Below are 11632 nucleotides of genomic sequence, written 5' to 3'. Positions count from 1 at the left end.
TGAGGACTTCAAACTATCCTCCAATCTAACCAAAATTCCGTACGAGTTAATGTATTAACCGAAGACCCCCAACCCTATCTCATCAGTCGCATCTTTGTTGAGGGACCAGATCAAGCCCGATTTGCCATTGAAGATGTTAGTTCCGATACTTGTGTCAGGGAAATTGCTGAAGGGGTTATGGCAGAAGTGTATACTGACATGCTTCAAGATAGGACAGGCAGGAAACGGGAAGTTGTTGTTGACAAGGTCAATGAAGATGGCTCAATGGAACGCCTAAAGCCGGATCAGACCTTGCATGAGGCTAATATTCAAGACGATGACACCTTTAGTGTTTCCCCTGAAGCTACCGCAGGTGCGATTCATCCTCAACTGCGAGAGGAAGCCCTAGCCCGTGCTAAGAACCAGATTATCGCTTATGCTCAAGCCCATCCTGGTTTTAAAGTCTCTGCTAATGCTCATCAAGCCCCGACAGAATATCTCTTGAATTTTCAAGCCCCAAGCTTTGCACCACCGAGGGCACCTGGAGAAAACCCTCAACCGATTGATAACCATGAGGTTTTCCTGGTTCTACCTGGTGCATTCCCCATGCAAGCACCCCAAGCTTTTTGGCAAACTCTGATCTTTCATCCCAATATCCATTCTGAAACTGGTTTGGTCTGTTTGGGTGCCTTAGGCGATCGCTATCGTCCTGGTTTAGATTTTGGTAAGCTATGTCAATTATTGATTGATATTGCCAGCTACCAGAATTATGCCCTTGAGGAAGGTTATAACCAAGAGGCTCAAATTTGGGCAATTTCTCCAGAGGGTCAGATAGCTATTGAGCTCCGAGGGGGAGAATCAGCAATTCGCAAAGAACTCCATCAGTTAGCTGTCCGGCAAAAGAAGCCCCACATCCTAATGCGTAGCATAGGTGTGGGATGAATTTTGCACAGGGTCTTTCGGATCAGGGAAGCGAGCTATCAAACTCCTTATTAACTCTGACTGAGTCATTCCGCGTCGTTCTGCCTCTTGTGCTAACTGTCTTTTCTCAAAGTTGGTAATCCTGATTGTTAATTTTTTATCTTTCATTATGAATTGCCATATGACTGTACGTATAGTATAATTGTAATAGGTCGATAAAAAAGAGGGCAACACGGTGAGAATTGCTTACCAATACCGATTGAAGCCAACAAAAGAACAAAAAAGACAGATAGACAACTGGTTGTCTATGCTTTGCGCTCAGTACAATTACCTTTTGGCTGATCGGTTCAATTGGTACGATCAAAATCGCTGTTCTATTAACGCCTGTCCTCTTGTTTGTCATATTTCCGAATTGAGAGAAAACCCGGATTATTACAGCCAGAAGAAATATTTACCTAGTCTCAAAGAGACTCACCCTTGGTATAAAGACATTCATTCCCAAGTGCTTCAGGATGTGGTCAAAAGGGTAAAGCTAGCCTTTGATAGATTTATCAAAGGAGACATCAACGGAAAACGAAGCGGCAAACCTAGGTTCAAAAAACGTCACCGCTACCGTACTTTTACCTATCCACAGATCAAGGACGAATGCCTAGAGGGTAATCTGATCAACCTCCCAAAAATAGGTATGGTCAAGGTTGTCCTGCATCGCCCTATTCCTGACGGATTCAAAATTAAAACTGCATCTATTACCAAGAAATGTGATGGCTACTACTTGGTTCTGTCTCTAGAAGACAAAACAGTGCCTGAAGTTAAGCCTGATATCAACCCTAATTCAATAGTTGGGATTGACGTTGGCCTTAAGGAGTTTTTAACCACTTCGGAAGGAGAAACCATTGATATTCCCCAGTATTATCGAAAAGCCCAAAAAAGATTAAAAGTTATTCAAAAACGGGTATCTCGACGGAAAAAAGGAAGTAACAATAGACTGAAAGCTATCAAACAACTTGGAAAGCAACACAAGAATGTCGCCGATAAGCGAAAAGATTTTCACTTTAAAACAGCCAATTATTTGCTGTCAAAATATGATGTAGTTGCTCACGAAAAGTTAAATGTAAAAGGGCTTGCCAAAACCCGATTAGCATTATCTGTGTTGGATGCTGGCTGGTCAAGCTTTCTAGCAATCCTAACGAGCAAAGCCTTAAATGCTGGCTTGTTGGCGGTTCCAGTAAGTGCCCAGAATACTTCACAGAATTGCTCTGATTGTGGGAAAAAAGTTCCTAAAAAGTTGCACGTCCGTTGGCACGATTGTCCTCACTGCGGTTGTAGTTTGGACAGAGACCACAATGCAGCAATAAATATAAAAAATAGAGCGGAAGGGCAGTCCGTTCTTAAAGCCCAGCGCCTCCTAAGGGATGCCCGGATTGGCTGGGAAGCCTACACTGAACCTCTAAGGTCAGTGTAGGAGCTGTCACGAAATCCACCACCACTAACTATCAAACGGGTGAGGGGATGAGCAATCAGAAGGACTATCAGATTGAACTATACCGAGGAGATCAGGGCAAACTCTTCGGGACAATCCCTTTTATGCCGATTCTAAGGGAATCCATGGAAGGAATACTGGGACGTTCTCTGCTTTTGGAATCTCTGTTCATCATAATTCTCCAGGTACCTGAAGAATCTTTCTCCATGGAGCCTCCTCTGGTGGAAAATCTTGTACCGAGTTTCGGGTATACTTACGTTAAAGTGTACCAGGGAAATTTTGTAATCTACCAACATCCCCATCCCCTTTATGATGTCGTTACCCAAACCCTTAGGGCAAAATTGATTGAGCAGTACCCAGAGGAAACACGGTGGGGATTTCGATTGGATGTCCCTGGAATACCTCCTGTCACTAGTCCACCATCAAGGGCTACCATTGCCACTACGGATTTAAGACCACCAGGAAAAATAACTGTTTCTCCCTATCCACCAGGGGGAAAGCCTAATTTTAACATTCGTCGTTTGGCTGAGGCAGAACCCCCGATTAAAACCCTGGCTGATTTTGGAGTGACAGCGGATTCCCAAGTTTATATAGAAAATTCATTTAATTTAACAGAAGCAAACGGAGATAGGGGACAGGAAACCGAAAACCACATAACGTCTGGAAATACCAGGAATACAACTGAATTGCCAGATGCTCTAAACCAGCTCCCGGTAAAAATTGTTTTATCAAAATTCCTTCATCAAGACCTGTGTAAACAGCGTCCCTTTTCCCACAAGGTTGAAGAAGGAGGGTTTTTGATTGGTAGAGTCTATCGAGATGGAGATAATCAAAATACCTATCTCCTAGAAGTAACGGATGCTTTAACCGCAACACATACAGGAGCATCATTTCTGCATCTAACTTTTAAGGGGGATTCTTTTGTAGACGTTAAGCGTACTCTACGTCAAAATCATCTAGGGAAACGTCTTTTGGGTTGGTATCATACTCACTTATTTCCAGCCACTTCTGGATTTGGCTTATCTTCGATTGATGTAGCATTACACTTCAGCACCTTTACTATTTCTTGGCAGTTAGCAGGATTGATTAATCTAGATAGGAATAAGCGTACCTTAAGGTTTTATGTGCGTCAGGGTAATCAAATGGTTATTTGTCCCTATTGGTTAACTAATGAGCGCAACTGATACAGCATTAAGAGTCATTCAGTGGGCTATGACCAATCCTGAAGGGATAGTCACCCCACCCCAAGGGGATTTGTCTGCTACAGAAAAGTTAGCTAATCCTCCCGTTGCTCTTAGCCAGGCACTGCAACAACTAACGGCGGTAACGGCAGCTAGACTAGGCTGGGAAATGCCCCCATTAGGAGATAATAGTCCCCTTGGTGTGGGGGGAATTATTCTGGCTGCGGCCCTGGGAACAGCTAACCTAAAATTAGCTCGTACCCTAATTACCGCTTTATCAGACCCATGCTCTTCCCCATGCTCTTCAGGGGATTGGGTAGTGCGACATGGTCTAGTTGCCCCAGCTTTGCCGTTTCTGGCAGATGAGATAGCTGATGATTGCCGACAGGTATCCCTGCTAACAGCAGTATTAAATCGACCCGCAACTGGTCAGGAAAATTTAGCTTTTGATTTTATACTGAAACTTCTTGAACAGCCATCAACAAGATTGTCTCTGACTTTGCATCTGGCTAAACCAACTCTAGATATCAAAGTTCGCAACTGGCGGTCTAATTTACTTGAGCGTTTGCGCCCTGGTTCCGAAAAAAACCGTGATTTTGTGATTGAGGTTTATGAAGCTGCAATGATTTATCATCACCAGGAAGTAATCAATCAAGTAAAAGCTGCCGCTGCTGTTATGACTGACCCAAAAGCAGCCAGTGATGACAGTCGTTTGCAAGATGCTTTGTCAGTTGCCAATTGGTGGCAGTCTCTATGGGCAATTGAGCGTGCAGATATGGAGGCTCTACGTCGCCATCGCTATCTTAGTTATTCTTACCGTGAGGGGATTAAGCTGTTCAATTTACGACGGAAATTATGAATAACAGCAAAAAGCGAGAAATGCTACAAAAAGCCGCCCAATGCTACGTCAAAGCGGGATGGCTAGCCGATGCTAGTCGAGTATGGGAAGAAATAGGAGAATACCGGGAAGCGGCGGCGATCTACGAACAACAGGAAAAGTGGGAAAAAGCAGCTCAGTGCTATGTTCAAGTACAGGATTGGTCAAAGGCGGCGCGCTGCTACCAGAATAACTCACAAGCTCAACCAGCAGCAAAATGTTGGCTCCAAGCAGGAGAACCCCTAAAAGCAGCATGGGTAGGAGCAGACCAACTCAAGCAAATATATCAAAGCTACGCCATCTTAGAAGAAGTTGAAGCAAAAAGCACAATCGAAAAACTAGAGAAAGAGTTAATAACAGCAAGATGTGAAGTAAATCAAAGAAAGAAAGCCTCAGCCGCCTCTAGAGTAAGGAAACTAGTAAACTCCCTTAAAAATCCCCAACCAAAGCACCTATATGAATGGGCAATAAGAGTAGCAGAAGTATTAAACAGGCCAGATTTAAGCACTCTAATCTATAGTGCAGCAGTAAAAGCCAGAATCCCCAACGCCATAGCAGAATGGGAAAAATGGGCGATGGGGACCCTAGGAGAAGCCACAGGAATACCGCAACCAGAAGAAGAAGAAGAGTTAAAAACCTTTTCCTTTGAATTCGTAACAGTGAACCATAGAGGAAAAATAATCAACAGGGAAAATAAACAAGCAAGTTATTTGACTGAAAATCTCGGAAATGGAGTCAAGCTAGAGATGGTGTATATCCCAGCCGGAAGGTTCTTAATGGGTGCCCCGGAAAGTGAGAGGGGGAGTGATAACAATGAAAGACCTCAACACGAAGTAAGCATTAAAGGGTTTTTCCTGGGGAAATATCCAGTAACCCAGGGGCAATGGCGAGCAGTAGCCAAGCTACCAAAAGTTAACCGGGACTTAGATCCAGACCCCTCTTTTTTTAAAGGAGAGAATCGACCAGTACAGGAAGTAAACTGGTTCGATGCAGTGGAATTCTGCGATCGCGTCTCTAAACATACAGGAACAGAATATAGATTACCGAGTGAAGGGGAATGGGAATACGCCTGTAGAGCCGGAACAACCACACCATTCCATTATGGAGAGACCCTAACCAGTAAATTAGCTAACTATAGGGCAACTAGAACTTATAGAAAGGAACCAAAAGGGGAATATCGAGGAGAAACTACCGAAGTAGGACGTTTTCCCCCTAACGGCTTTGGCCTATATGATATGCACGGGAATGTTTGGGAGTACTGTGCAGATACTTACCATAATAATTACGAAGGAGCCCCTAGTGATGGAAGTATTTGGGGGATTAATGATAATCAGGATGGTTATCATAGTCTGCGGGGCGGCTCGTGGTACTCCGATCCTAGGGATTGCCGTTCTGCCTCCCGCTTCATCTATGGCGCGCGCGTTTTCGTCAACGGCGTTGTTGGTTTTCGTGTGGCTGGGGGTGTTGGGAGGACTTAGCCCTTTGCTATTTTTAGGGAATAGGGAACAGGGAATAGGGAACAGGGAATAGGGAATAGGGATGTGCTGCATTAAGATAGGGAATCAACGTCAAAGAATTCCCCTAACCCCTAACCCCTATTACTTATGAGTAGAAGGAGAAAAATTAAGCTGGTTCCGTTGGGAAATCTTGAACAGTTCCAAGATATTTTATACAGTGACGAATCCATAACACTTGGGGAGTTACTCTCTCAAGCTCCTGCTCTTAGCACCGAGCCGATCGATGAAAGTCTGATGGAGCAGGAAATAGGAAAATTCCTGATCATGGCTGTTGAAGAACCCTGGGATTGCCCTCTGTATCGTCCTCCTGGTTTAGTGATTAGTGATCAGACTCAAGAGGATAGCTCAGCCCCAGATAGCGAGCCTAGTGCTACAGAGTCTCAGCCAGCTGCTCCTACTCAACAGAAACCAGACAATCAAGCTGATCACCTCTCAACACCAGGGGATCATACCTTGCCTACTCATGTCAAGCAAAAAGATGCAGTCATACTGGCTTATGCCAGGGAGATTGATACAGCCGCATCCTTTTTGAGGGCAGAACTTTCAGTTTTAATTGTCTGTGAAAAGCTGGTGGTTGCAAACCTTTGGCAGGAAATGGCACGACGAGCTAATCTTAACCCAGTCGAGCTGAGTGTGCCTGAGGAAGACGAATCAGGTCTGATGGCTCGCAGTCTTCGTCAACGTCAACTAGCAACTCTCAAACATCTGATTAACGCTCTCAAGCAAGGAGATGTGTTAGTTATTCCCCATTTAGATTTGCTGGCGGGGGGCAGTGATGCTAATTTACCCACAGAATCGAGGGAACTGATTGAATTAGTTTATAAACAAAGCGATCGCTTAATTTTAGCCTTTGCTGACCGCTCCCAGGATATTCCAGAAGTCCTAGCAGCGCGATTTGCAGTTCGTTTGCTGATTAGTGGTGTATCCCGCACAGTAGTTTATCCTAATGGTGAGGAAACATCCATTGGTAGAGCCTTAGTTACCGCAGATGAGGCAGCACATTTCCAGGATTTTGACCCAGAGGGGCTTTATAAAAATGTCGCAGGGATGAACCCAATTCGCTTACGTCACGCCATTAAATATGCCGTTCAGGAGCAAGCAGGAACAGAAAAAGTTCCCGTAACCAGGCTTTATCAAGCCATCCGAGCCTTTAAAGCTCAAACCTCTGTGAATTTTGAAGTGCCTGATGTGACCTTTGCCAATATTGGGGGTTACGAACAGGTTAAAGCAGAATTAAACAAAGCAATTCGCTTGATGACAGGCTCCTATGACCTCCCCAACGAGCAATTAAGACGGGAATTAATTCCGAGGGGATTTATTTTTCACGGACCCCCAGGTACAGGTAAAACCTTATTTGCCAAAGCGATCGCTAATCAACTCAACGCCACTATCCAGGTAGTTTCCGGCCCAGAAGTCACGGACATGTACGTTGGTGAAAGTGAGCGGAAGGTAAGGGAACTGTTTGCCGAAGCCAGGCGCAATGCTCCAGCAGTCCTAGTTTTTGATGAGTTTGATTCCATTGCCACCAAGCGTTCTGGACGAGATGATGGTGGCACCAGGGCAGGAAACGCTCTAGTTGCCCAAATTCTGACGGAAATGGATGGGTTTCGTCCCGATGTTCCCATGCTGGTGATTGGCACAACTAACCGCCTTGATATTATTGATGAAGCATTGTTACGTCCCAGTCGTTTTAAAGCGATCGCAATTGGTCGGCCTAATCTCAGAGCCAGACGAGCGATCGCTCAAGTTCACGCCCAGCATTTTAACATTGAGGTATCCTCAGAACTGCTGGAATTGATTGCAACCGAAACAGAGGGGATGAGCGGGGATGACATCCGTTCTATATTCCGGGATGCTTGTGTGGGATTACACTGCGAAAAACCACCCCGTCCAGTTGATGCCTACCGTTTAGGTGAATTAGTGGGGTTACTACGGAAGGCTACTACACAAAGACTTGCCAGCACCGCTGAACGTCGAAGCTCTGGTTTTGAAGGAGTTAGAAGTGGTGATCGACCTCGACCAGTAGTAGCAATGGTGCCTCTGATCGGGGGAGATGAGCAGATCTCACAGGGGTAGGTTTTTTACATTTGGGTCGGGAATCGGGAGTCGGGAGTCGGGAGTCGGGAATCGGGAATCGGGAATCGGGAATCGGGAATCGGGAATCGGGAATCGGGAATCGGGAGTAGGGAATCGGGAGTAGGGAATCGGGAATCGGGAATCGGGAATCGGGAATCGGGAATCGGGAATCGGGAATCGGGAATCGGGAATCGGGAATCGGGAATCGGGAATCGGAACCCACCCCTAACCCCCTTACAAGGATAGGTTTTTTACAAAGGAGCAAGTATGTACTTTGATTACGTATAAAATCCTTAAATATGTATCAAAATACACCATCCCGGGATAATTCTCCCCATTTCCCGCTTTTACCGACTCCCAGGGCTTGCGCGTAGCGCACCTTTGCCTCTTGCCATTGCGCGTAGCGCTATACCTCTGGCGACTCTCTCAATAATTTTTTACAAAAATTTAAAAAATATGCTATAATGTGCAATTTTTTATGCTACACTGAAACAGTGGACATTCAAATCCACGGGAAGAGCCAGCCCGACGTACTTGCAAGGGCGAAGGCTGGCTCTGGGTACCCCTTAAAGTAAAGGAGATAACTTCATAATTATGTCCCATCGTCCAAGCCTATACCCATGGGTACTGGTTCGGCTATTACCACCGATGCCACCAGTCGTTTTCGCTCGGTTCCGCAACTGTTGTGATGCCAAAGGTTATTCGCAGACCATGAAACAGCTGCTGCCTGATGCTAAGTTTCTCATAGTTTTAGATATAACTCTACCGATGGAGCCAGAGGAATAGGCAGTGTCACAAGGGTAGGTTTTTTACATTTGGGCTCACGGGGTGACAAGCTAATTGAAAATCTTACAGGGGTTAGGTTAATGGGGTTAGGTGAAGCGCGAACATCGTCATGGCGTAGTGGTTGATTAAAACTATCATTGACGTTGTATGGTGAAAATTGCTTCAATTGCTGGGAAATACAAATGACACCGATGCGCTCATTTTACCCAATACCTAAAACCATTAACCCAACACCTATCTGGGTTTGAGCCCTATTCCCTACTCCCTGTTCCCTATTCCCTACTCCCTACTCCCTACTCCCTACTCCCTACTCCCTACTCCCTACTCCCTACTCCCTACTCGCTGTTCCCTGCTCCCTGTTCCCTATTCCCTAATGACTATTAATAGCACCATTAAACGTTTAAACAGCGTCAAATACACTCTCAAAGGAATGTTTACCGGGCGAGACCAAGCCATTGAGCTACTGGTATTAGCCACAGTTTGCCAGGAACATTTATTGCTAATTGGTCCTCCAGGAACCGCTAAAACGGCAATTATTAATCGCTACACTGACCTGATAGATGCTCAGAGTTTTTCTTATTTATTAACTCGTTTTACTGAACCTTCAGAACTTTTTGGTCCTCTAGACCTGGCCGCTTTCCAGAAAGGGAGTTACAACATCAGCACCGAAGGTATGCTTCCCCAGGCGCAGATTGTGTTTCTGGATGAGGTGTTTCAGGGCAGTAGTGCCATCTTAAATTCCCTGTTGACTATTCTCAATGAGAGAGTATTCTACAACGGTTCTCAACGTCAGTCAGTACCCCTGATTTGTTTAATTGGTGCTTCTAATAGTGTGCCAGATGACCCCTCCCTCCACGCCTTTGCTGATCGCTTTGTACTGCGGTTGGAGGTAAACAAGGTTGAAGACAATCAAATTGACGAACTCCTAGGACAAGGGTGGGAACTTGAGCGAGAAAAGATTGAAGCCGCTAAACGGGAGATTAAAGGTCAAGCCACCAGTAAGCTCTTAGCGAGTGTGAAACTGGAGGACATCCTGGATTTGCATGGAAAATTACTGGAAGTGAATTTAGCCAAGATTAAGCCAGAATATGGCCGGTTAATTCAGGAGCTGAGAGCAGAAGGTATTGACTTCTCAGATCGGCGGGTAGTCAAAGGCTTAAAGTTAATTGCAGGAGCAGCACTATTGCGGGGAGTAAGATCAGCCGACATTCTGGATTTATGGCCTCTATTCCATCTGTGGGATAGACCAGAAGAAGCAGATGTCCTCAAAACCGTTTTGCAGCCTCGCTTAGAAGAAGCAGGATTTAAAGCTATCGATCGGTCTCGACCTGTATCTGAGATTATCATGGATTTGGAGACTATTGAAGCTCAAGAACCCCTGTTATCCTCGGAATCTGCCGTTGGAGCCCATCTAATGGCTCTTAATAAGCTCAGACAAGAACTGATTGCCAATCATCCCCAGGATTTAGATGCTCGTAAGCGCATTGAGGTAGTTATTCAACAGGGATTGAAACGCCTGGAGAATGCGGTTTAAGGTACCTAATTAATGATTTTAAGAGTGAGGTAGAATGGGCATCTTGCCCGTTCCGGAAATTAGGTAGAATGGGCATCTTGCCCGTTCCGAAAATTAGGTAGAATGGGCATCTTGCCCGTTCCGGAAATTAGGTAGAATGGGCATCTTGCTCGTTCCAGAAATTAGGTAGAATGGGCATCTTGCCCGTTCCGGAAATTAGGTAGAATGGGCATCTTGCCCGTTCCGGAAATTAGGTAGAATGGGCATCTTGCCCGTTCCGGAAATTAGGTAGAATGGGCATCTTGCCCGTTCCGGAAATTATGTGTAATCCAAGACGAATTCGAGTAACAGCCACCAGACAGCTTAATCAAGCTTGGCAGAGGGAAGTATCCCGAACCGTTGAGTTACGTGAACAAGTAAGAGGGGAAGCACGAATACGCCAAGCCCTTGATTCAACCTTAGGGAAACCCGCGTTACGGGCCTTAGAAGCTGCCTTGGCTGCCCCTGATTCAGGCTGGAGTGAGGTTGAGGAGGGATATCGCTATGACGTTGAAGGGGGTTATGTTACCTATCTTATCGACCAGCAAGCCCTAGAGATTGTAGCGATTTTAGAGGATGAGGTGCAAGCGTCAGGACAGGGAAGCAGAATTTTAGAAGGATTGATCAATAGGGAGATTTCAGCAGAAGCAGAAGGAAGCTATTACGATGATGGTTGGGGGGGAAACACCAAAGAGGTTGCCCAAGAACAGGCAAAAGCTGCTGCTGAGAGAGAAATTGATCAAATTGCCCGTTCTGAAATTGAAGAAGCTGGTACTGAAGCCGAAGAGCACTCAGCAGAAGAGATTGAAGCAGAGGCTCGTACCCAAGCTGAAGGGAGATTACAACAATTAGCGGCTAACCGTCAAGCCGTTCTCTCACAACAAGCCAGACAAAACTTGGATAGAGTAGGACTCCGCTGTCGTCAGGCCTTTCATCAGGTTTTGGCTACAGCTTATCGAGATGCCATCCTTGCTTATGCTAGACGTAATGGTGCTGAGAATATTCAGTGTAATGAAGAAGGTAACGTTGTAGAAATTGAATTTAATCTGCAACGCTAGCACCCTAACCCCTAACCCCTAAGCCTCTATGGATGTTAAAGTAAGATTTCGATTTAATAAAGTAACAGGTGAAGTTGAAGTGCGGCTCGTTCTGAGGTAGGAGCCTCCTGAAACAGGAGGGGTATGACCCAGAAGATTCGCGGGGTAAAAACCCCGAATCTTAACTATCAGTTGGATGGTGGTGAAAACCCACCCCATTAAGAGA

12 protein-coding genes are annotated in these 11632 nt (G+C 45.4%); 10 read left to right on the top strand and 2 right to left on the bottom strand.

Going from position 1 to position 11632, the window contains the following annotated elements; translation table 11 throughout:
* Positions 1-177 precede the first annotated feature (177 nt).
* Positions 178-921, top strand: coding sequence for a ubiquitin-conjugating enzyme E2 (locus F6J99_RS32985; RefSeq protein ID WP_293119380.1), 744 nt, complete (start codon positions 178-180; stop codon positions 919-921).
* On the opposite strand, the gene F6J99_RS32980 is transcribed toward F6J99_RS32985, so the two are convergent.
* Positions 895-1068, bottom strand: coding sequence for a CopG family transcriptional regulator (locus tag F6J99_RS32980; protein WP_293119378.1), 174 nt, complete (start codon positions 1066-1068; stop codon positions 895-897). The genes F6J99_RS32985 and F6J99_RS32980 overlap by 27 nt on opposite strands.
* A gap of 67 nt (positions 1069-1135) precedes the next feature.
* On the opposite strand from F6J99_RS32980, the gene F6J99_RS32975 reads away from it, so the two are divergent.
* The 5 genes from F6J99_RS32975 to F6J99_RS32955 all read left to right on the top strand — a co-directional run bounded on the left by F6J99_RS32975 (position 1136) and on the right by F6J99_RS32955 (position 8031).
* A complete protein-coding gene (locus tag F6J99_RS32975) occupies positions 1136-2362 on the top strand; it encodes a transposase (RefSeq protein ID WP_293119376.1) in 1227 nt (408 codons plus the stop codon).
* Positions 2363-2409: 47 nt separating this feature from the next.
* The gene (locus F6J99_RS32970; RefSeq protein WP_293119374.1) at positions 2410-3564 is read left to right on the top strand and encodes a JAB N-terminal domain-containing protein; all 1155 of its coding nucleotides are present in this window, start codon (positions 2410-2412) and stop codon (positions 3562-3564) included.
* Positions 3551-4420: a hypothetical protein gene (locus tag F6J99_RS32965; RefSeq protein ID WP_293119372.1), complete on the top strand. Its 870-nt coding sequence runs from the start codon at positions 3551-3553 to the stop codon at positions 4418-4420. The genes F6J99_RS32970 and F6J99_RS32965 overlap by 14 nt, the downstream gene beginning before the upstream one ends.
* Positions 4417-5916, top strand: a complete 1500-nt coding sequence (locus F6J99_RS32960) for an SUMF1/EgtB/PvdO family nonheme iron enzyme (protein ID WP_293119370.1) — start codon at positions 4417-4419, stop codon at positions 5914-5916. Before F6J99_RS32965 ends, F6J99_RS32960 begins: the two co-directional genes overlap by 4 nt.
* A gap of 126 nt (positions 5917-6042) precedes the next feature.
* A complete protein-coding gene (locus F6J99_RS32955; protein ID WP_293119368.1) occupies positions 6043-8031 on the top strand; it encodes an ATP-binding protein in 1989 nt (662 codons plus the stop codon).
* Here F6J99_RS32955 and F6J99_RS32950 read toward each other — a convergent pair.
* Positions 7952-8254 carry a hypothetical protein gene (locus F6J99_RS32950; protein WP_293119366.1) on the bottom strand — a complete coding sequence of 101 codons (303 nt, stop codon included), beginning with the start codon at positions 8252-8254 and terminating at the stop codon, positions 7952-7954. The two genes, F6J99_RS32955 and F6J99_RS32950, sit on opposite strands and share 80 nt — an antisense overlap.
* 371 nt (positions 8255-8625) lie before the next feature.
* On the opposite strand from F6J99_RS32950, the gene F6J99_RS32945 reads away from it, so the two are divergent.
* The 4 genes from F6J99_RS32945 (at position 8626) to F6J99_RS45790 (ending at position 11527) form a co-directional block, all read left to right on the top strand.
* Complete coding sequence (locus tag F6J99_RS32945; RefSeq protein WP_293119364.1) at positions 8626-8817, top strand: hypothetical protein; 192 nt, start codon at positions 8626-8628, stop codon at positions 8815-8817.
* A 244-nt stretch (positions 8818-9061) separates the two neighbouring features.
* Positions 9062-10351, top strand: coding sequence for an AAA family ATPase (locus F6J99_RS32940; protein WP_293119362.1), 1290 nt, complete (start codon positions 9062-9064; stop codon positions 10349-10351).
* 272 nt (positions 10352-10623) lie between these two features.
* Positions 10624-11427 carry a hypothetical protein gene (locus F6J99_RS32935; RefSeq protein WP_293119360.1) on the top strand — a complete coding sequence of 268 codons (804 nt, stop codon included), beginning with the start codon at positions 10624-10626 and terminating at the stop codon, positions 11425-11427.
* A 28-nt stretch (positions 11428-11455) separates the two neighbouring features.
* The gene (locus tag F6J99_RS45790; protein ID WP_365974736.1) at positions 11456-11527 is read left to right on the top strand and encodes a hypothetical protein; all 72 of its coding nucleotides are present in this window, start codon (positions 11456-11458) and stop codon (positions 11525-11527) included.
* Positions 11528-11632: the final 105 nt, after the last annotated feature.

Source organism: Moorena sp. SIO4G3 (assembly GCF_010692305.1).
Classification (GTDB): domain Bacteria; phylum Cyanobacteriota; class Cyanobacteriia; order Cyanobacteriales; family Coleofasciculaceae; genus Moorena; species Moorena producens_A.
Note: the sequence above shows the minus strand (reverse complement) of the source record. Positions and strands in the feature narration are given on the sequence as shown.

Bases quoted from the DNA above. Each gene is read 5' to 3' on its own strand.
- F6J99_RS32980 (WP_293119378.1), bottom strand. From the start codon at position 1,068: ATGAAAGATAAAAAATTAACAATCAGGATTACCAACTTTGAGAAAAGA.
- F6J99_RS32960 (WP_293119370.1), top strand. From the start codon at position 4,417: ATGAATAACAGCAAAAAGCGAGAAATGCTACAAAAAGCCGCCCAATGC.
- F6J99_RS32955 (WP_293119368.1), top strand. From the start codon at position 6,043: ATGAGTAGAAGGAGAAAAATTAAGCTGGTTCCGTTGGGAAATCTTGAA.
- F6J99_RS32985 (WP_293119380.1), top strand. From the start codon at position 178: ATGGCAGAAGTGTATACTGACATGCTTCAAGATAGGACAGGCAGGAAA.
- F6J99_RS32970 (WP_293119374.1), top strand. From the start codon at position 2,410: ATGAGCAATCAGAAGGACTATCAGATTGAACTATACCGAGGAGATCAG.
- F6J99_RS32965 (WP_293119372.1), top strand. From the start codon at position 3,551: ATGAGCGCAACTGATACAGCATTAAGAGTCATTCAGTGGGCTATGACC.
- F6J99_RS32945 (WP_293119364.1), top strand. From the start codon at position 8,626: ATGTCCCATCGTCCAAGCCTATACCCATGGGTACTGGTTCGGCTATTA.
- F6J99_RS32935 (WP_293119360.1), top strand. From the start codon at position 10,624: ATGGGCATCTTGCCCGTTCCGGAAATTATGTGTAATCCAAGACGAATT.